Below are 18,431 nucleotides of genomic sequence, written 5' to 3' on the forward strand. Positions count from 1 at the left end.
CCACCGCCCCGAACGCGCGTGAAGGCCCCCTTCCCTCGGCTGAGCCGAGGGAAGGGGGCCTTCACGCGCATGGCAGGGTCGGTTCCGTGGACAGGGACGCGTATCTCGAAGGCGCGATCAGGGATGTGCTCGGCGGTGACGAGGCGACGCTCGACGACCGGATCGGACACGCCGCGTTGTTGTTCGCCGCGTCCGGGGCGATGGCGGAGGCCGACAGGCTGATCACGCATTGGCACGCGCTCACCGAACGTCCCGTCACCGCGCTCGTCCCCGGCGCCGTTCAGGCACGCGCGTGGGCGATGCTGTTCGAAGCGAACGGCGGGCGGCCGGAGTGGGCGGCGGCGCTGACCCCGCTCGACCTCGACGCCGAGGAGCGCGCGCACGAAGCGCACCTCGTCCGGCGTGTGTCCGATTTGGACGGTCTCTTCAGCGGCTCCCCGATCGGCGAGGCGGTGTCGCACCTCGGGCCGTCCCGGCCGGACCGCTTGCGCGAGGCCGTCGCGCGGGGTGACCTCGACACCTGGGCGGAGATCGCCGCACGTCAGGCGCGTCCGGACGTCGCCATACTCGCCGCGTCACGTCGGCTCGCGCCGCGTCTCGTCGCGCGCGCCGACCCGCTCGGGCTCGGCGACTGGCCGGAAGTGTGCGCCGGGTCCCTGGTCGCGGCGCTGTATCAGCGCTATCCGCCGGATACCGGCGGCTGGCGCGAGATGGTCGCGGGCATCCTCCGGTTGCGCGGCGTCGGCACCGCGCCCCCGGCGGCGTCGGCCAGGAACGTCGACGCGGCCGAAGCACGCCTCGGGCTCCGGCTGCCCGCCGACTACCGGGAGTTCCTGCTGACCTGCGACGGCCTCCCCGCCGACGTCGTCTTCCCGCGCCTGCTCGGTACGGCCGAACTGCGCGCGGAGGGCAAGGTCGTGGTGATCTCCGACCCGGCGCTGGTGCTGCTCACCGCCGCCGGCGAGCAGTGGCGCACGGTCGAGATCGACCCGGCGCTGGGCACGACGGTGCATCCGACGTTCCAGGCACTGATGGAGCGGCACCTGCTCCTGCTGGCACAGTCGGCTTGAGCCCCGCTTAGACTTCGCCGCGCTTCTTCCGCTCGGTGTACTCCCGCATCCGCTTCGGGTAGCCGACCCGAGCCACCTCGTACACGGGGATCGATCGTTTGCGGCCGAACTGCTGCGCCGCGTCCAGGCTGTCGATCCGGCGCCGCGTCCACTCACCGTCGTGCGCGATGAGGACGACCGTGGTCTCGGTGACGTTGGTCTTGGGCTCCACATACGCCTCGACACCGGTCCGGGAAGCGGACCACTCTTCGAGGTGCTTGAAGTCGTTTGAAGAGGCTTTCCGCAGCGTACCGGGCTTTTGCCCGCCTTTAGAGCGCCGGCGCAGCGAGTCGAACAGACCCACTCCGACCACCTCACTTCCCACTCGCGTCCGATGTCCATTATCCCGACTCGGACGTGTGGTCACCGTGGTGACCCCGGCCCGCCGTGTCCCGTGGGTCACAGGACGCGGCCTAGGTCGCAGGGCCGCCGCGCGTAGTGACAAGATGGCAAGTGTCCGCGCGCGCGTATACCGCGTGAAGCGGCGCCAGAGCACCACCCCTACCGCTTGCCGAGGAGTTATTGAAGTGACCGACACCTCCGCCGACCTTGTGATCCTGGGTGGCGGATCGGGCGGCTACGCCGCCGCGTTCCGCGCGGCCGAGCTGGGCCTTTCCGTCACCCTGATCGAAAAGGACAAGCTTGGCGGGACGTGCCTCCACCGAGGCTGCATCCCGACCAAGGCCCTCCTGCACGCGGCGGAGGTCGCCGACGAGACCCGCGACGCCGAGACCTTCGGTGTCAAGGCCGTGCTGGAAGGCATCGACATCGCCGGGGTCAACAAGTACAAGGACGGCATCGTCGCCCGCCTGTACAAGGGCCTCCAGGGCCTGGCCAAAGCGCACAAGGTGAACCTCGTCGAGGGCACCGGGACGTTCGTCGGCGGCACGACCGTCGAGGTCGACGGCACCCGTTACACGGGCAAGAACGTCATCCTCGCCACCGGTTCCTACTCGAAGACGCTGCCGGGCCTGGAGCTGGGCGGCCGCATCATCGCGAGCGAGCAGGCGCTTTCGCTGGACTACATCCCGAAGAAGGTCATCGTCCTCGGCGGTGGTGTCATCGGTGTCGAATTCGCGTCCGTGTGGGCGTCCTTCGGCGTCGACGTCACCATCGTGGAGGCGCTGCCCCGCCTGGTCCCGAACGAGGACGAGTACGCGTCCAAGCAGCTCGAGCGCGCATTCCGCCGCCGCAAGATCGCCTTCAAGACCGGCGTGCGGTTCACCGGCGCCAAGCAGGACGACAACGGCGTCAGCGTGTCGCTGGAGTCCGGCGAGACGCTCGAAGGCGACCTTCTGCTGGTCGCCGTCGGCCGCGGCCCGAACTCGGCCGGGCACGGGTACGAGGAGGCCGGGGTCAAGATGGACCGCGGTTTCGTCCTCACCGACGACCGTCTCCGCACCAACCTGCCGAACGTCTACGCCGTCGGCGACATCGTCCCCGGCCTGCAGCTCGCGCACCGCGGGTTCCAGCAGGGCATCTTCGTCGCCGAGGAGATCGCGGGCCAGGAGCCGCGCGTGATCGACGAGAGCGGGATCCCGCGCGTCACCTACTCGCACCCCGAGGTCGCTTCGGTCGGTCTCACCGAGTCGCAGGCGAAGGAGAAGTACGGCTCCGACGTCACCACCTTCACCTATGACCTCGGTGGCAACGGCAAGAGCCAGATCCTCAAGACCTCCGGCGGCGTCAAGCTGATCAAGGCCCCGGAAGGGCCGGTCGTGGGCGTGCACATGGTGGGCGACCGTGTCGGCGAGCTGATCGGCGAAGCGCAGCTGATCTACAGCTGGGAGGCGTTCCCCGAGGACGTCGCCCCGCTCATCCACGCGCACCCCACCCAGACCGAGGCCCTCGGTGAAGCGTTCCTCGCCCTGGCGGGCAAGCCGCTGCACGTACACAGCTGACGTCTCACCGTCGAAGAACCAGACCAAGCAAGACATATCAAGGGAGTCAGCGAACGATGGCCTACTCCGTCACGTTGCCGGAGCTCGGTGAGAGCGTCACCGAGGGCACCGTCACCCGGTGGTTGAAGCAGGAGGGCGACACCGTCGAGGTCGACGAGCCGTTGCTCGAGATCTCCACGGACAAGGTCGACACCGAGGTCCCGTCCCCGGTCGCCGGCAAGGTCGTGAAGATCAGCGCTCAGGAGGACGAAACCGTCGAGGTCGGCGGCGAGCTCGCCGTCATCGACGACGGGACCGGCGGGGTGCCGGAGTCGTCCGGTTCCTCGGAGGACACCTCCGAAGCGCAGCCGGAACCCGAACCCGAGCCGGAGCCCGCGCAGGAGCAGGCCTCCGCGCCGTCCCAGCCGGACACCGCGCCGGCTTCCGGCGGCGAAGGCACCGAGGTGAAGCTGCCCGAGCTGGGCGAGAGCGTCACCGAGGGCACCGTCACCCGGTGGCTCAAGCAGGTCGGTGAGAGCGTCGAGGTCGACGAGCCGCTGCTCGAGATCTCCACGGACAAGGTCGACACCGAGGTCCCGTCCCCGGTCGCCGGCACCGTGCTGGAGATCCGCGCCGGTGAGGACGAGACCGTCGAGGTCGGCGGCGTGCTCGCGGTGATCGGCGCGGCCGGTTCCGCCCCGGCGCCGAAGGCCGAGGAGCCCAAGCCCGAACCCAAGCCGGAGCCCAAGCCCGAGCCGAAGCCGGAACCCAAGCCGGAACCGAAGCCCGAGCCCAAGGCCGAAGCCGCTCCCGCGCCGAAGCCCGCCCCCGCCCCGCAGGCCGCCCCGGCTCCCAAGGCCGAGGCGAGCAGTGGCAACGGTTCCGACAGCGGACCGTACGTGACGCCGCTGGTCCGCAAGCTCGCTTCGGAGCATGGAATCGACCTGTCGTCGCTGACCGGCAGCGGTGTCGGTGGCCGCATCCGCAAGCAGGACGTGCTCGCGGCGGCGGAGGCCAAGCAGAAGGAAGCCCCGGCTCCCGCCGCCCAGCCCGCCGCCGCTGCCCCGGCCGCCGCGGCGCCGTCGGCTCCGCGCAAGGCCGCGGTCTCGCCGGAGCTCGCCGCTCTGCGCGGCACCGTGCAGAAGGCGAGCCGGATCCGGCAGATCACCGCCACGAAGACCCGCGAGTCGCTGCAGGTTTCCGCGCAGCTCACGCAGGTCCACGAGGTGGACGTCACGAAGATCGCCAAGCTCCGTCAGCGGGCGAAGGCGGCCTTCAAGGAGCGCGAGGGCGTCAACCTGACGTTCCTGCCGTTCTTCGCGAAGGCCACCGTCGAGGCGCTCAAGCAGCACCCGAACGTCAACGCGTCCTACAACGAGGACACGAAGGAGATCACCTACCACGGTGCGGTGCACCTGGGGATCGCGGTGGACACCGAAAAGGGTCTGCTGTCGGTGGTCATCCACGACGCGGGTGAGCTCAGCCTCGCCGGTCTCGCGCACCGCATCGCCGACCTGGCGGGCCGCGCGCGTTCGGGCCAGATCAAGCCGGACGAGCTGTCGGGCGGCACCTTCACGATCACGAACATCGGCTCCAACGGCGCCCTGTTCGACACGCCGATCATCGTGCAGCCGCAGTCCGGCATGCTCGGCACCGGCGCGGTCGTGAAGCGTCCGGTCGTGATCGCGGACGCCGACGGCAACGACACCATCGCCGTCCGGTCGATGGCGTTCCTGCCGCTGACCTACGACCACCGCCTGGTGGACGGGGCCGACGCGGGCCGCTTCGTCACGACGATCAAGCAGCGTCTGGAAGAGGGCAACTTCGAGGACGAGCTCGGTCTCTGATCCTCCGGTAGTCCGTGAAGGCCCTCGTCCCGCTTCGGCGGGGCGGGGGCCTTCTCCATTCCCGCGTTTCGTCCTCTAACCGCGGGGATTTGCCCCTCCACAGCGACCTGACGCTCTCGCGACCATCCACACAGGACAGTCTCCACGGCACACGCGACCACTTTGACTGCTTTGCGCGGCTTCACAGGGGGGTCGTGAGTGCTAAGCAGCCTTCCGTTGAGGGGTAAGGCAAATATGGCGCGGTCGGCGCCCGCTGTCCGTGTCGCGAACACCGCTGTCCCAGCGTCGAAGCGTGATGTCCTGAAGGACCCCTTTGAGACCTTCAACGTCTCAAAGGGGTCCTTCAGGACACTCACGACCCCGATCCGAACCACACACAAGGACACCAATCGGCCACCCAGCCGCCGACTCGCCCGCCCCTCGGCCAACCCGAACCCACATCTGGAGGACTAAACGCACGGGTTTGAGGGGTGGCGCACGGCGTGCGGCAGCTGGAGCCGGAAGTAAACTCGCCACAGCGACCAGACGCTCTCACGACCATCCACACAGGACAGTCCCCACGGCAACGTGACCACTTTGGCTGCTTTGCGCGGTTTCCCAAGGGGTCGTGAGTGCCAAGTAGCCTTCTGTTGAGGGGTAAGGCAAATATGGCGCGGTCGGCGCCCGCTGCCCGTGTCGCGAAAGCCCCTTTCGGGACATGTGGTGTCGCGAAAGGGGCTTTCGCAACAGGCACGAACACCGCCGCCCCGGCGTCGAAGCGTGATGTCCCGAAGGACCCCTTTGAGACCTTCAACGTCTCAAAGGGGTCCTTCAGGACACGCCACATTTGAGTTACCCCTCAATAACCCCACTCAACACTCACGACCCCGATCCGAACCACACACAAGGACACCAATCGGCCACCCAGCCGCCGACTCGACCACCCCGAACCCGCATCCAAAGGACTAAACGCGCGGGTTTGACAGCCACCTCCGACTCTAGTATTCCGGAATTACGGAAAACAAGAGGGAGGATCGCTCATGCTGACCAGACGCCATCTGCTGGCCGGAGCCGCGGCGGGATCGGCGGCGCTGCTGCTGCCGGGAACCGCGAGCGCCGCCGGACCGGACACGACGACGGAACAAGGCTGGCTCGACTGGATCGCCACCCACCGAGGCGCGGTCTCGGTCCTGATCGACGACGGCGCGGGCCGCCGGGCCGCGCTCAACGCCGATGTCCGGCGGCTGCTGGCTTCGTCGATCAAGGTCGTGCACCTCAGTGCTTACGCGGTCGCGGTCGCCGAGGGCAGGCTCGCTCCGCGAGAACAGATCAGGGTCGGCGACTGGGACGCCCACCACCCCTTCGTCGCCGACGGCCGCGCGCATTTCCAGGCGCTCAACTGGCTGGGTGTCCCCTGCGACGAGTACGGGATCGCGAAGGACCCCGAGCAGCTTGTCCCGCTGGCGAGAATCCCAGAAGCGATGATCTTGTTCAGCGACAACGCCGCCGCGGACTACCTCCGCACCCGGCTCGGCGACCCCGCTCTCCGGTTCGCGGCGGCGCGCGGCGGCTGGACGAGGCCGGACACCCGCTCACTCGGCGGCGAGATCCTGATGCTGATGATGCCCGAATACGCGCCCCCGCCCGGCAGCCCGGTCGTGGTCCGGCGGGCGATGGGCGACGCGGTAGCGCGCCGGTTCGTCCGCGATCCCGCCTTCCGCGCCGAGGCGTTCGGGCGCTGGCCGAGCATGCCCCAGACCACCGACGGACAGTGGCCGTGGGTCAAGGGACACGGCCAAGGGTCGGCTTCGGACCTGTTCTCGCTCCACCGGAGTCTCGCACTCGGCAGGTACCACCCCGGCGGAACGCTGGCCCGCGAAATCCTCGCGCTGCCGCTCTCCGATCGCGTGCCGCCCGGAGCGAGCGAAGTGCTCTTCAAGGCCGGAAGCCTGCCGCGCACTCTCACCGTCGGACTGTCCGTGCGCTGGCCCGGCGGCCGTGCCGGCACCGCGGCCGTACTCCTCACCGACGTGAGTGATCAGGACCAGACGAACGCTTCGCCACTCATCGACATCCTGATCTCGGCACTGTCCGTCCCTGAGCGGTTCGCCGCCCTGCAGCGCGCACTTGGCTGACCGACAGTGTAGATAAACCGGTATGAACGCTGAGCTCGCCGACCGGATAGCCGCACTCGAAGAACGGGTCGCCGCGCTCGAAGGACAGCACGAGACCACGCCATCGGCGTTGCCCGGCGGCGTGGTGGCCTACCACGGCGAGCTGACCGAACCCGTCGAGCTGACCTGGACCATCCAGGTGCCGCCGGGTGTGGTGCTGGCGAAAGAGGACGGGCCGCGGGTGGAAGTGCTCGCGGCCCTGTCCAGTACCGCGCGGGTGGCGATCGTGCGGACCCTGGCCGAGCAGGGCGCGCAGACCGCGCCCGCGCTGCAGGAGGCCGCCGAACTCGGCTCCCCCGGCCAGCTCTACCACCACCTCAAGGCGTTGACCGGAGCCGGGATCGTCGAGCAGGACAAACGCGGCAGCTACCGCCTGCGCCCGGCCGCGACGATCCCGGTGCTGGTGCTGCTCACCGCCGCGTCCGACGTCGCGGGTCAACTGAAGACCTGAGCGTGCGGCCGGATCGGCGATACGACACGATCGAATCATGCGAGTTCTGATCGCGGGCGCGAGCGGACTGATCGGCACCTCACTGACGGCGCGGCTGCGCGGGTCCGGGCACGAAGTGGTCCGGCTCGTACGCCGGGAGGAGCGGGCCGACGACGAACGCCGCTGGGATCCCCCTGCCGGGGAGATCGCCGACGGCGCGCTCGACGGAGTCGACGCCGTGGTGAACCTGGCGGGCGCTCCGCTGCTGCCGGGACGCTGGAGCGCGGCCCGCAAACAGGTACTGCTCGACAGCCGGGTCGAACCGACGGAGGTGCTCGCGGAAGCGGTCGCCGAACACGGGATCCCCGTTCTGGTCAACGCCTCCGCCGTCGGCTACTACGGCGACCCCGGACCGTCCGTTGTGGACGAATCGAGTCCGGCGGGGCGTGGTTTCCTCGCCGGGCTCTGCACCGCGTGGGAAGACGCGACCGAGACCGCGGCCACCGCGGGCGCCCGCGTCGTGCGGATCCGCACCGGCCTGGTGCTCGCCCGCAAGGGTGGCCTTCTCGACGTCCTGCGGCCGCTGTTCCGCCTCGGACTCGGCGGGAAACTCGGTGACGGCAAGCAGTACATGCCATGGATCTCGCTCGACGACGAGGTCGGCGCGATCGTTTTCGCGCTGGAGCACGAAGCGCTCTCCGGTCCGGTGAATCTCAGCGGACCGCAGCCCGCCACGAACGCCGCGTTCACGAAGGCGCTGGGCCGCGCCGTGCACCGCCCGGCGTTCTGGCAGGTCCCGGGGTTCGCCATGAAGATCGCGCTCGGGCAGGCGGCCGAGGAGATGGCGCTGTTCGGACAGCGCGCCATGCCCAGAGCGCTGGAAGAGGCGGGCTACCAGTTCCGCCACCCCACCCTCGAGGACGCGCTGGCCGCCGCGACATGACCTTGCAGCGCGGCCTGTACACCCTCGCCGGAGCCCTTCTGCTGATCGGCTTCATCGTGCTCGGGCTGGTGGTCGACGACCGCCCGCCGCCGGTGGACGTCGCACTCGCCGACGCGTTCCACGGGCAGTACGCCCGGCCGGCGGGACAGGTGGCGGGCCTGGTCACGAACGTCCTCGGCCCGGTCCTGCCGTTCGCGCTGGGCGCGGTGCTGGTGGTACTCGCCTGGCAGCGACGGGACCTGACGGTGTTGTGCGTCAAACTCGCCGTCGTCCTGCTCCTGTGCCGCATGACCAGCCTGATCGCCAAACCGGTGTTCTACCGGGAGCGGCCGCGCGAGTTCCCCGATCTGAGTTACCCGAGCGGGCATGTCGTCGCCGTCGCCTGCACCGGATTCGTCGCGGTACTGCTGTGTGCGTGGACCCGCCCGCATTTGGCGCGCCTCGCGATCACGATCGCCGTCGTGGCCACGGTCGTGGGCGCGCTCTGCCGCGTCGTACTGGGCGTGCACTGGCTGACCGATACCGCGGGATCCGTACTGGCGGTGGGCGGTGTGGGCCTGATTTCGGCGGCCGGGCTGGGCCTGCTGCCGCTGCCACGGGACCCGGCGTAGTGTCGCTGACGTGAGCTCTTCGACCACGTCATGCCGTGCCGCCACCGAGCCCGTCGACGTCCGTGAGATCGGGACGATCAACTACACCGAGGCCTGGGAACTCCAGCGCCGACACGTGACCGCCCGTGCCGACGGCGAAGGCCCCGACACCATGCTGCTGCTGGAGCACCCGTCGGTGTACACCGCGGGCAAGCGCACCGAAGCCGAGGACAGGCCGACCGACGGCACCCCGGTGATCGACGTCGACCGCGGCGGCAAGATCACCTGGCACGGTCCCGGCCAGCTGGTCGGCTACCCGATCGTCAAACTCGCCGACCCGATCGACGTCGTGCACTACGTGCGGCGTCTCGAAGAGGCCTTGATCACCGTCTGCGACCAGCTCGGCGTGCACACCGGCCGGGTCGAGGGCCGCAGCGGCGTCTGGATCCCGGCCGACGACCGCGGCGTCGAGCGGAAGATCGCCGCGATCGGCATCCGCGTGCAGCGCGGCGTGACCATGCACGGCTTCGAGCTGAACTGCAACCCCGACCTGGGCGCCTTCGACAAGATCGTCCCGTGCGGCATCCGGGACGCCGGCGTGACGTCGCTCTCCTACGAACTCGACCGCGAGGTCACCGTGGCGTCGGTGCTGCCGATGGCGCGCGAAGCGGTGCTCGCGGCGCTGGAGGGTGACCTCCCGGTGAGCGACGAACGCTGGCTGCCGCGCCCCGAAGCGCCGTCCGCGCCCGGCGTCACCTTCGCGCTGCAGAACTGACGTCTGCGAAGATCACCAGTACGACCGCTGGAAAGGCCGGTGGTCGTACTGGGAGGAATCATGCGCAAGTTTTCGCGCGTTCTGGCGGCGGCCGGTATCGCGGTCGCCGCGTCGGTGAGCCTGCCCGCGGCGGCGTCGGCCACTCCGCCGCCTGGCTGCACCGGCGGGCACGACGGGGCGAAGTACGCCTGGGCGAGTTGTACGGCTTACGGCACCCGCATGTACCGGGTCACCGCGTACAACTGCAGCCCGGTCTGCGGCAACGCCCTCGGCGAATGGGCCGCCAACGGGGCGGAGTCCCACCTCACCATCAGCTGGCCGGCGAAGATCCTGGACATCGGCGTCGAAATCCAGTGATCCCCAGCGCGTGAAGGCCCCCTTCCCTCGGTTGAGCCGAGGGAAGGGGGCCTTCACGCGCAAAGCGTCAGTCCAGCTGAGGAGCGACTTCGGAGGCGATCAGCTCGATCTGGTCCACGTCCGACAGATCCAGCAGCTGCAGGTACAGCCGGGTGATCCCGGTCTTCTCCCGCCAGTGCCCGATCTTCTCGGCGACCTCCGCCGGAGTGCCCGCGAGACCGTTCTCGCGCAGCTCTTCGACCTCGCGGCCGATCACGCCGGCGCGCTTCGCGACCTCGGCGTCGTTCCGGCCCACGGCGACGACGAGCGCGGCCGAGCGGATGATCTCCTTGGGGTCCCTGCCGATCTCGCGGGCGGCGTCCTCGACGCGGCCGAACTGCTCGGCGGCGAAGTCCGGTCCCACGAACGGCAGGTTGAACTCGTCGGCGTAGCGCGCGGCGAGCGCCGGGGTGCGCTTCTTGCCGCCACCGCCGATGATCACCGGCGGCCGCGGCCGCTGGGCGGGCTTCGGCAGACCCGGCGAGTCGACCAGCTTGTAGTGCTCGCCGTCGAACGAGAACGTCTCGCCTTCCGGCGTCTCCCACAGCCCGGTGACCACCGCGAGCTGCTCGGCGTAGCGGTCGAAGCGCTCCTTGATCGGCGGCAGATCGAGGCCGTAGGCGGTGTGTTCGTCGTCGTACCAGCCCGAACCGAGGCCGAGTTCGACGCGGCCGCCGGACATCTGGTCCACCTGGGCGACCGAGATCGCCAGCACCGACGGGTGCCGGAAGGTCGCGGCGGTGACCAGGGTGCCCAGTCGCACACGGCTGGTCTCACGGGCGAGACCCGCGAGGGTGATCCACGCGTCGGTCGGCCCCGGCAGACCCGAGGCCGAACCCATCTTGAGGTAGTGATCGCTGCGGAAGAAGGCGTCGTAGCCCGCGTCCTCGGTGGCCTTGGCCACTCGGAGCAGGTCGTCGTAACTGGCCCCCTGCTGGGGCTCGGTAAAGATCCTGAGGTCCACGAACGCCACCCTAGCGACGGTGCCGTCAGCTCGCTTTCCCGTGCTCAGCGGGCGGAACGCGGCGGAACCCGACGAGCAGCCGCACCAGGACCTCCTCGACCTGGGCGCTGACCTTCTTCGGCTCCGGCGAAGAAGCGATCTCGATGGCCGCGCTCGACAGCGCGCCGAAGAGGAGCCGCGCCGTGACGTCCACCGGGACGTCGTCGACCTCGCCGACCTCGATGAGCGACTGGATCCCGGTGCGGACCAGGCCGAAACTGCACCTCTCCTCGGCCTCTCGCCAGCGTTCCCAGCCCATCACCACCGGCGCCTCGTGGATCGCGATGCGCTGATACGCCGGGTCGAGGCAGCTCTGCAGGAACCCGCGCAGCCCGGCGAGTGCTCGTTCCCAAGGCGATTCCGGGCCGTGCATGATCTTCTCGAGCCTGTCGAAGACCTGGCTCTCGACCGTGTCGAAGGCGGCCTCGAACAGCGCCTGCTTCCCGCTGAAATGGTGGTAGAGCGCACCCTTCGTCACCCGGGCCCGTTTGGCGATCTCGTCGAGAGACGTGCCCGCGTATCCGCGTTTGGTGAACAGCTCCACGGCACTCTCGACGAGTGCCGATCGGGTGGACTCGGAATAGTCCAGCCGCCTTGACCTCATTGTCGCCACCTTCACAACTTTACGCCGCCGGTACCGCTCCATACCCATGGTATGTTGGCTGCTGTCAGGTCCGTACCGGGAGTATGCCGCAAACCTGCGGTATGAACCGGGTCACGGAGGGGAGCCTTCATCATGAGCTGGAACGACTTCTACCAGCGGCGCGACATCCTCGAAGCCGCACTGCGCCAGGCGGGTCACCACCCGTCCGACCCGCTTTCGCTCGACGAAATCCCAGGGGCCACCAAATACTTCGCGACCGAAGCCGAGCTTCTGGTCGCGCTTCAGTACAAGTGGAATCAGGTGTTCAGCGGACACCTTCGCGCCGAAATGGCCGACCCCGACTACGCCGATCACGACCTCGCGCTCGACAGGGTCGACGCCGTCACTCGTGCCTGGAACCGTGCCACGGCCGAGCACGAAACCCTCCGCGCGGTTCTCGACGCGGCGCTCGAGCGGTGCCCCGCGCTGCTCCCGTCGCACGAAGCCGAACTGCGCACCCTCGCGCTCACCGCGGGGCTGGCCGACGGGAACGAGCCGACCGCGGAGATCACCAAGGTCGGCAGCGCGTTCGCCACCCTGCTCCGGCACGGCCGTCAGGCCAAGCCCGCCCGCCGCCGCAGCCCCATGGGCCACCTGCTCCGGTTGCTCGCGCCCAGCGCGTGACCCCCGTGGCGGCGGCCCCGCCGATGTAGTTAGGTGACCGACATGGCTGCTCACACGCGCTGGACCGAGGCCGACATCCCGGATCAGACCGGCCGGACCGTGTTCGTCACGGGGGCGAACTCCGGACTCGGCCTGCGAACGGCCGAGGTGCTCGCGGAGAAGGGGGCCCGCGTGCTGCTCGGCTGCCGGTCGCCGGAACGCGGCGCCAAGGCACTGGAGCAGGTCCGCGCGGCCGCGACCGGAGCCGCGCCGGAACTCGTCCGGCTGGACCTCGCCGACCTCGCGTCGGTGCGCGAAGCCGTCAAGAGGGTCGAGGAACTGTCGGAGAACAAGCTCGATCTCCTGATCAACAACGCCGGCGTGATGGCGACCCCGCGTGGCCACACCAAGGACGGCTTCGAGACCCAGTTCGGCACGAATCATCTCGGGCACGCCGTGCTGACCTGGTTGCTGATGCCGTCGCTGCGCAACGGTTCCGGCGCCAGGGTGGTGACCGTGTCGAGCATCGCGGCGACCGGCGCGCGCATCGACGTCGCGGACCCGAACTTCGAACGCCGCATGTACAACCCGGGTTCGGCCTACGGTCAGTCCAAGCTGTCGAACCAGGTGTTCGCGCTCGAACTCGACCGCAGGCTGCGTGCCGCGGGCGAAGGCGTCGTCAGCGTGGCGGCCCACCCCGGCTACACCTGGACCGGCCTCGGTTCGGGGATGGCCCGTTCCTACCGCAACCCCGTGGTACGCGCGCTCGTCGGCGCGGGCAACCGGATCGGCGAGGTCCTCATCGCGCAGAACGCCCGGATGGGCACGCTCCCCCAGCTGTACGCGGCGACCGCGCCCGAGGTGACCGGCGGCGACTACATCGGCCCGCGCGGTCTCGGTGGCTTGCGTGGCAACCCGGTCAAGGTGCGGCCTCTTCCCGCCGCCCGGAGCGAATCCCTCGGCGCCGCGTTGTGGGACGTGACCACCAAGTTGACGGGCGTCACCCCCGACCCCGCGTGAGCGGCGACCACTGCCGGGCCGGGCGTAGGGTGGCGGTGTGAGTGCTGCCCCAGATGGCCGCAAGCTGTTGCGGCTCGAGGTCCGGAATTCCCAGACTCCCATCGAGAAGAAGCCGTCGTGGATCAAGACGCGCGCGCGGATGGGCCCGGAGTTCACCGAGCTGAAAGGTCTGGTGCGCCGCGAAGGCCTCCACACCGTCTGCGAGGAAGCGGGCTGTCCCAACATCTACGAGTGCTGGGAAGACCGTGAGGCCACCTTCCTGATCGGTGGCGATCAATGCACCCGGCGCTGTGACTTCTGTCAGATCGACACGGGCAAGCCCGCTGCCCTGGATCGGACTGAGCCGCGCAAGGTGGCGGAGTCGGTGCAGGCCATGGGTTTGCGCTACTCGACGGTCACCGGTGTCGCCCGTGACGACCTCGAAGACGGTGGCGCGTGGCTGTACGCGGAGACGGTGCGTCAGATTCACGCGCTGAACCCCGGCACGGGTGTTGAGCTGCTGATCCCGGACTTCAACGCGGATCCGGAGCAGCTGGCCGAGGTGTTCGGGTCGCGGCCGGAGGTGCTGGCGCACAACGTCGAGACGGTGCCCCGCATCTTCAAGCGGATCCGCCCGGGCTTTCGGTACGCGCGATCGCTGGAAGTCATCACGAAGGCCCGTGAGGCTGGTCTGGTGACGAAGTCGAACCTGATCCTCGGCATGGGCGAGACCCCCGACGAGGTCGCGCCCGCGATGCAGGACCTGGTCGACGCGGGCTGCGAGATCCTCACGATCACCCAGTACCTGCGTCCGTCGCCCAGGCATCATCCGGTGGACCGCTGGGTCAAGCCGGAGGAGTTCGTCGAGCACTCCAACGCCGCCGAAGCGATGGGCTTCGCCGGTGTCATGGCCGGGCCGCTGGTGCGGTCGTCGTACCGTGCCGGACGTTTGTTCGCCCAGACCAAGGCCCATCGCGGCGAAGCGCTGTCGGAGAACCTGGCGCACCTCGCCGCCGAAGGACCAGCCGCTCAGGAAGCCAGCTCGCTGCTGGCGCGGTGACCCCGGTCACCTATCCGCGACATCGCCACCCACCAGGTCACGAATCAGTAAAGTGACCTGGTGGCGTTGGTAACGGATCTTCTCAACTGGCTGCAGGGACTTCCCGAACCGGGACTGGTCGCGGCGACCGGCGGACTGGTGTTCGCCGAATGCACCATCGGGCTCGGCTTCATCGCGCCCGGCGAATCAGGGCTGCTGATCGCGGCCACGACAGCGACGTCCGTCTCCCGCTTCCTGACCTTGTGGGCGATCGTGACGGTCTGCGCCGCACTCGGCGATTCGCTCGGCTACGCGATCGGCAAGCGGTTCGGGCCGCGTCTGCGTGAGACCAAGCTGATCCGCAAATACGGCCTCGACGCCTGGGACAAGGCGACCGGCGTGCTCGAACGGCGCGGCGCGTGGGCGGTGTTCTTCGCGCGGTTCCTCCCGGTGATCCGCACGCTGACCCCGGCGGCGTCCGGAACCTCGGGTCTGCCGTTCCGCAAGTTCCTGCCCGCGGCCGCGGCCGGGGCGGCGTGCTGGTCGGCCATCCACATCGGCATCGGCGCCGCCCTCGGTGAAGCCGCGAAGAAGGTCGAAGGCGCGCTCAACACCGGCGGCCTGATCATCGTCGCCGTACTCGTCGGCGTCGCCGTGTTCTTCCTGCTTCGCTACAAGAAAAAGAAGGCGCTCGGCGTCACAGCCGAAGAAGCCACTCCGGCGAAGGTCGGCGCGGGCGACTAGATTCCGGGCATGAGCGCCCTGAACCTGCCCCAGCCCATCGGTTTCGTCCTCGGTGGCGGCGGGAGCCTGGGTGCCATGCAGGTCGGGATGCTCCAGGCGCTCTCGGAGGCCGGCGTCGCTCCCGACCTCGTCGTCGGCACCTCGGTGGGCTCGCTGAACGCCGCCGTCCTCGCGCTCGGGGACGAGTCGGGCGACCGGCTGCGGCGGATCTGGTCGCGGATGACGCGGCACGAGGCTTTCCCCGGCGGCGTGCTCAGTCAGGTACGGACCCTGCGGCACAGCAAGACCAACCTCTTCCCCAACACCGGATTGGCCGCGATCGTCGACGAGCACATCGGCGAGGGCGTCCGGTTCGAGGATCTCGCGCTGCCGCTGGGCGTGATCGCGACGGACGTCGACACCGCCGAGCCGCTGCTGATCCGATCCGGCCCCGTCCTGGCGCCGCTGCTCGCCAGCTGCGCGATCCCGGGGATCTATCCGCCGGTGTCGTTCGAAGGCCGCATGCTCTACGACGGCGGCCTCGTCGCGAACGTGCCGATGCGCCAAGCGCTCGCGATGGGCGCGAAGTCACTCGTGGTCCTCGACTGCGCCTTCCCCGGGAAGATGCCCGGCACCCCGCAGACCTTCGCCGAGGTGATGATGTTCACCGCGATGATCAGCATGCGGAACCAGGCCGTGCTGGAGGCGCCGATCGCCGCCGCCGAGGTCCCCGTGGTGTACGTGCCGGGGCCGAAACCGGTGCGCGTCAGTCCGCTGGACTTCAGCCACACCACCACATTGACCGCCGAGGCCTATGAAGCCGCGAAGACCTATTTGGGTGAATTAAGCGTCGATGGCCCTGGTCTTTATGGGGCACCCGGTCTCGTCGTGGCGTGACAAGCGCCACTCGATAGAACCATCCGGCATCGATCACGTCTTCTTCGTCGCGTAGTTTTGAAAGAGAACTTTCCGCTGACCGAGCGACGTACTGAATACATTCAAGAGAGACCCATATGTTTCCCAAGAAGACATTACTTTCGACGGCCGGAATACTCGCCTCGGTGTTGTTGATCTCCGCGTGCTCGTCTTCGGGCGAAACGGGCACCACGAATTCGACGGGCACCAGTGCCGAATCGGACGAAAGCGCGGTTTCGGTGACCATCGAGCCGGCGGGCGGTACGGACGTCAATCCGGCGACGCCGGTGGTCGTCAAGGCCGAGCACGGCAAACTGACCGACGTCACCGTCACCAATGCCGACAAGGGCAAGCAGGTGAAGGGGGAACTGGCGGGCGACGGGCTCAGCTGGAAGACCACCGAACCGCTCGGCTACGGCAGCACCTACAAGATCGTGGCACACGCCCAAGGCACCAACGGAAAACCGGTCGAGCAGCAGACCAGGGTCTCCACACTGAGCCCGAAGCAGCAGGCGAACCCGAACCTCATCCCGGCACCCGCCGCGGTCACCTCGGGTGGCGTCGGCGTCGGACAGCCGATCGTGTTCGCTTTCGGCCAGCCCGTGAAGAACAAGGCCGAGGTGGAGAAGAAGCTGTCGGTGGAGTCCACGCCGAAACAGGAGGGCTCCTGGTACTGGATCGACGACAAGAACGTCCATTACCGGCCCAAGGTCTACTGGCAGCCGGGGACGACGCTGAAAGTGTCCGCGATGATCTACGGCGTCGATTTCGGCAATGGCGTCTACGGCGCGACCGACCGCACCGAGACCTACAAGGTGCACGATTCCTGGGTCGCCAAGGCCGACGGCAACACCGAGCAGATGCAGATCTTCCACAACGGCCAGCTGGCGAAATCGATGCCCATTTCCATGGGCAAGGACGCGACGCCGACACATTTGGGCGCGCACGTCATTTCGGACAAACACGAGAATTACGTGATGGACTCGTGCACTTACGGCGTCTGCCAGGGCCAGCCGGGGTATTACAAGTCGAACGAGAAGTGGTCGCTGCGGATCTCCAATGACGGCGAGTTCGTCCACGAGAACCCGAACAGCGTCGGCGCGCAGGGCAGCTCGAACGTTTCGCACGGCTGCATCAACCTCAACGCCGCCAACGCCCAGTGGTTCTACCAGAACATGGGCCTCGGTGACGTCGTCGAGGTGACCAACTCCGGTGGCCCGCAGCTGCCGGTCTGGGACCTCTACGGCGACTGGTCGAAGTCGTGGGCGGACTGGCAGGCGGGCAGCGCCGTCAAATAAGGGCATGATGGGCCGGTGACCACCACCGACCCCGATGCCGAGCTGAGCAGGGCCCGCTCACTCGTGGCCGGCGCCGGCCGGGTCGTCGCACTCACCGGCGCCGGGATCTCCACGGACTCGGGAATCCCCGACTTCCGCGGCCCACAGGGCCTGTGGACCCGCGATCCGGCCGCGGAGAAGATGTCGAACCTCCAGGCGTATCAGGGCAGCAGAGAGGTCCGCGAGCGCACCTGGCAGGCGCGGCTGGTCCACCCGGGCTGGCACGCCGAGCCGAATGCCGCGCATCGCGCTCTGGTGCGGCTGGAGGAGGCCGGAACCCTGACGCATATCGTCACCCAGAACATCGATCGGCTGCACCAGAAGGCGGGCTCCGCACCGGAGCGGGTGCTGGAACTGCACGGGACGATGTTCGAGTCCGTCTGCCTGTCCTGTGACGACCTCCGGGACATGCGCTCGACGCTCGAACGTGTGCGAGCGGGCGAGACCGATCCGCCCTGTCTGGTGTGCGGTGGCATCCTGAAGTCCGCCACGATCTCGTTCGGCCAGCACCTGGACCAGAACCTGCTCCGAGCCGCGCGCGCCGCCGTCTCCGAGAGCGATCTCCTGCTGGTGGCCGGGTCCTCGCTGAGCGTGCAGCCGGCCGCCTCACTGGTGAGTGTCGCTTCGCGGACTGGCGCCGCGGTGGTGATCTGCAACGGCTCCGAGACGCCCTACGACTCCATGGCCTCCGCCGTCGTCCGCGGCCCCCTCGGCACAACCCTCCCGGCCCTCACTCCCTGACCAACCCCGGTATCTCGTGTGATCGGCCGGAGAACTCGCGTGATGGGCTGGAGATCATCGTGTTCTCCGTCTGATCACGCGTGTTCTCCGGTCAATCACGCGTGTTCGCCATCTGATCACGGGTGTGGTGGGGTCCGGGTATGAGGAAAGGGTCCAGGTCCTGGGAGAACTCGAGGTTCTCGACCAGATCCTGGACCCTTGTCCTTCTTTTAATGTTAGTCCGGCGGTGTCCTACTCTCCCACAACCCTTCGGTTGCAGTACCATCGGCGCTGTCAGGCTTAGCTTCCGGGTTCGGAATGGGACC

The 18,431-nt window shown here is 68.6% G+C and carries 19 protein-coding genes and 1 rRNA gene; 16 read left to right on the top strand and 4 right to left on the bottom strand.

The features are described from left to right. Positions 1 to 86: 86 nt before the first annotated feature. The gene (locus ACZ5ZX_RS31100; RefSeq protein ID WP_465505533.1) at positions 87 to 1,070 is read left to right on the top strand and encodes an SMI1/KNR4 family protein; all 984 of its coding nucleotides are present in this window, start codon (positions 87 to 89) and stop codon (positions 1,068 to 1,070) included. Positions 1,071 to 1,077: 7 nt separating this feature from the next. Here ACZ5ZX_RS31100 and ACZ5ZX_RS31105 read toward each other — a convergent pair whose 3' ends face one another. Further along, positions 1,078 to 1,422, bottom strand: a complete 345-nt coding sequence (locus tag ACZ5ZX_RS31105; RefSeq protein WP_465462883.1) for an oxidoreductase — start codon at positions 1,420 to 1,422, stop codon at positions 1,078 to 1,080. Positions 1,423 to 1,636: 214 nt separating this feature from the next. On the opposite strand from ACZ5ZX_RS31105, the gene lpdA reads away from it, so the two are divergent. The 8 genes from lpdA (at position 1,637) to ACZ5ZX_RS31145 (ending at position 10,084) form a co-directional block, all read left to right on the top strand. After that, the gene (gene lpdA / locus ACZ5ZX_RS31110) at positions 1,637 to 3,010 is read left to right on the top strand and encodes a dihydrolipoyl dehydrogenase (protein ID WP_465505534.1); all 1,374 of its coding nucleotides are present in this window, start codon (positions 1,637 to 1,639) and stop codon (positions 3,008 to 3,010) included. 56 nt (positions 3,011 to 3,066) lie between these two features. Next, positions 3,067 to 4,836 (top strand): 2-oxoglutarate dehydrogenase, E2 component, dihydrolipoamide succinyltransferase, encoded by a 1,770-nt coding sequence (sucB, locus tag ACZ5ZX_RS31115; RefSeq protein WP_465505535.1) that lies wholly within the window; start codon positions 3,067 to 3,069, stop codon positions 4,834 to 4,836. 1,019 nt (positions 4,837 to 5,855) lie between these two features. Next, on the top strand, positions 5,856 to 6,950 hold the full coding sequence (locus ACZ5ZX_RS31120) for a serine hydrolase (protein WP_465505536.1): 1,095 nt from the start codon (positions 5,856 to 5,858) through the stop codon (positions 6,948 to 6,950). A 22-nt stretch (positions 6,951 to 6,972) separates the two neighbouring features. Continuing rightward, positions 6,973 to 7,440, top strand: a complete 468-nt coding sequence (locus ACZ5ZX_RS31125; RefSeq protein ID WP_465505537.1) for an ArsR/SmtB family transcription factor — start codon at positions 6,973 to 6,975, stop codon at positions 7,438 to 7,440. Positions 7,441 to 7,477: 37 nt separating this feature from the next. Next, a complete protein-coding gene (locus ACZ5ZX_RS31130) occupies positions 7,478 to 8,362 on the top strand; it encodes a TIGR01777 family oxidoreductase (RefSeq protein WP_465505538.1) in 885 nt (294 codons plus the stop codon). Next, positions 8,359 to 8,973 carry a phosphatase PAP2 family protein gene (locus tag ACZ5ZX_RS31135; protein ID WP_465505539.1) on the top strand — a complete coding sequence of 205 codons (615 nt, stop codon included), beginning with the start codon at positions 8,359 to 8,361 and terminating at the stop codon, positions 8,971 to 8,973. Before ACZ5ZX_RS31130 ends, ACZ5ZX_RS31135 begins: the two co-directional genes overlap by 4 nt. A gap of 10 nt (positions 8,974 to 8,983) precedes the next feature. Then, positions 8,984 to 9,727 carry a lipoyl(octanoyl) transferase LipB gene (gene lipB, locus ACZ5ZX_RS31140; protein ID WP_465505540.1) on the top strand — a complete coding sequence of 248 codons (744 nt, stop codon included), beginning with the start codon at positions 8,984 to 8,986 and terminating at the stop codon, positions 9,725 to 9,727. A 60-nt stretch (positions 9,728 to 9,787) separates the two neighbouring features. After that, positions 9,788 to 10,084 carry a hypothetical protein gene (locus ACZ5ZX_RS31145; protein ID WP_400848934.1) on the top strand — a complete coding sequence of 99 codons (297 nt, stop codon included), beginning with the start codon at positions 9,788 to 9,790 and terminating at the stop codon, positions 10,082 to 10,084. Positions 10,085 to 10,151: 67 nt separating this feature from the next. Here ACZ5ZX_RS31145 and ACZ5ZX_RS31150 read toward each other — a convergent pair whose 3' ends face one another. Together ACZ5ZX_RS31150 and ACZ5ZX_RS31155 are read right to left on the bottom strand one after the other, a co-directional pair. Then, positions 10,152 to 11,087 carry an LLM class F420-dependent oxidoreductase gene (locus ACZ5ZX_RS31150; protein WP_465505541.1) on the bottom strand — a complete coding sequence of 312 codons (936 nt, stop codon included), beginning with the start codon at positions 11,085 to 11,087 and terminating at the stop codon, positions 10,152 to 10,154. Between the two features lie 25 nt (positions 11,088 to 11,112). Further along, positions 11,113 to 11,730 carry a TetR/AcrR family transcriptional regulator gene (locus ACZ5ZX_RS31155; protein ID WP_465505542.1) on the bottom strand — a complete coding sequence of 206 codons (618 nt, stop codon included), beginning with the start codon at positions 11,728 to 11,730 and terminating at the stop codon, positions 11,113 to 11,115. Positions 11,731 to 11,862: 132 nt separating this feature from the next. Between ACZ5ZX_RS31155 and ACZ5ZX_RS31160 the strand changes: the two genes are divergently transcribed. From ACZ5ZX_RS31160 to ACZ5ZX_RS31190, 7 genes are all read left to right on the top strand, one after another. Beyond that, entirely contained in the window at positions 11,863 to 12,393 is a 531-nt protein-coding gene (locus ACZ5ZX_RS31160; RefSeq protein WP_465505543.1) for a hypothetical protein, read from the top strand. A gap of 42 nt (positions 12,394 to 12,435) precedes the next feature. After that, positions 12,436 to 13,392, top strand: a complete 957-nt coding sequence (locus ACZ5ZX_RS31165; RefSeq protein WP_465505544.1) for an oxidoreductase — start codon at positions 12,436 to 12,438, stop codon at positions 13,390 to 13,392. 37 nt (positions 13,393 to 13,429) lie between these two features. After that, a complete protein-coding gene (gene lipA, locus ACZ5ZX_RS31170; protein ID WP_465505545.1) occupies positions 13,430 to 14,431 on the top strand; it encodes a lipoyl synthase in 1,002 nt (333 codons plus the stop codon). Between the two features lie 60 nt (positions 14,432 to 14,491). Beyond that, the gene (locus tag ACZ5ZX_RS31175) at positions 14,492 to 15,154 is read left to right on the top strand and encodes a DedA family protein (protein ID WP_465505546.1); all 663 of its coding nucleotides are present in this window, start codon (positions 14,492 to 14,494) and stop codon (positions 15,152 to 15,154) included. A 9-nt stretch (positions 15,155 to 15,163) separates the two neighbouring features. Continuing rightward, complete coding sequence (locus ACZ5ZX_RS31180; RefSeq protein WP_465505547.1) at positions 15,164 to 16,030, top strand: patatin-like phospholipase family protein; 867 nt, start codon at positions 15,164 to 15,166, stop codon at positions 16,028 to 16,030. A gap of 116 nt (positions 16,031 to 16,146) precedes the next feature. After that, the gene (locus tag ACZ5ZX_RS31185) at positions 16,147 to 17,346 is read left to right on the top strand and encodes a L,D-transpeptidase (RefSeq protein ID WP_465505548.1); all 1,200 of its coding nucleotides are present in this window, start codon (positions 16,147 to 16,149) and stop codon (positions 17,344 to 17,346) included. Between the two features lie 15 nt (positions 17,347 to 17,361). Continuing rightward, positions 17,362 to 18,126, top strand: coding sequence for an SIR2 family NAD-dependent protein deacylase (locus tag ACZ5ZX_RS31190; protein WP_465505549.1), 765 nt, complete (start codon positions 17,362 to 17,364; stop codon positions 18,124 to 18,126). Positions 18,127 to 18,344: 218 nt separating this feature from the next. Here the strand turns inward: ACZ5ZX_RS31190 and rrf are convergent. Beyond that, a 5S ribosomal RNA gene (rrf, locus tag ACZ5ZX_RS31195) occupies positions 18,345 to 18,431 on the bottom strand; the annotation flags it as partial.

It is taken from the genome of Amycolatopsis sp. NPDC033938 (genome assembly GCF_055575975.1).

What these genes read in the sequence shown, in the direction of transcription:
- sucB (WP_465505535.1), top strand. Translation starts at nt 3,067, where the DNA reads ATGGCCTACTCCGTCACGTTGCCGGAGCTCGGTGAGAGCGTCACCGAG.
- ACZ5ZX_RS31120 (WP_465505536.1), top strand. Translation starts at nt 5,856, where the DNA reads ATGCTGACCAGACGCCATCTGCTGGCCGGAGCCGCGGCGGGATCGGCG.
- ACZ5ZX_RS31160 (WP_465505543.1), top strand. Translation starts at nt 11,863, where the DNA reads ATGAGCTGGAACGACTTCTACCAGCGGCGCGACATCCTCGAAGCCGCA.
- ACZ5ZX_RS31155 (WP_465505542.1), bottom strand. Translation starts at nt 11,730, where the DNA reads ATGAGGTCAAGGCGGCTGGACTATTCCGAGTCCACCCGATCGGCACTC.
- ACZ5ZX_RS31130 (WP_465505538.1), top strand. Translation starts at nt 7,478, where the DNA reads ATGCGAGTTCTGATCGCGGGCGCGAGCGGACTGATCGGCACCTCACTG.
- ACZ5ZX_RS31180 (WP_465505547.1), top strand. Translation starts at nt 15,164, where the DNA reads ATGAGCGCCCTGAACCTGCCCCAGCCCATCGGTTTCGTCCTCGGTGGC.
- ACZ5ZX_RS31165 (WP_465505544.1), top strand. Translation starts at nt 12,436, where the DNA reads ATGGCTGCTCACACGCGCTGGACCGAGGCCGACATCCCGGATCAGACC.
- ACZ5ZX_RS31135 (WP_465505539.1), top strand. Translation starts at nt 8,359, where the DNA reads ATGACCTTGCAGCGCGGCCTGTACACCCTCGCCGGAGCCCTTCTGCTG.
- ACZ5ZX_RS31125 (WP_465505537.1), top strand. Translation starts at nt 6,973, where the DNA reads ATGAACGCTGAGCTCGCCGACCGGATAGCCGCACTCGAAGAACGGGTC.
- ACZ5ZX_RS31145 (WP_400848934.1), top strand. Translation starts at nt 9,788, where the DNA reads ATGCGCAAGTTTTCGCGCGTTCTGGCGGCGGCCGGTATCGCGGTCGCC.
- ACZ5ZX_RS31185 (WP_465505548.1), top strand. Translation starts at nt 16,147, where the DNA reads ATGTTTCCCAAGAAGACATTACTTTCGACGGCCGGAATACTCGCCTCG.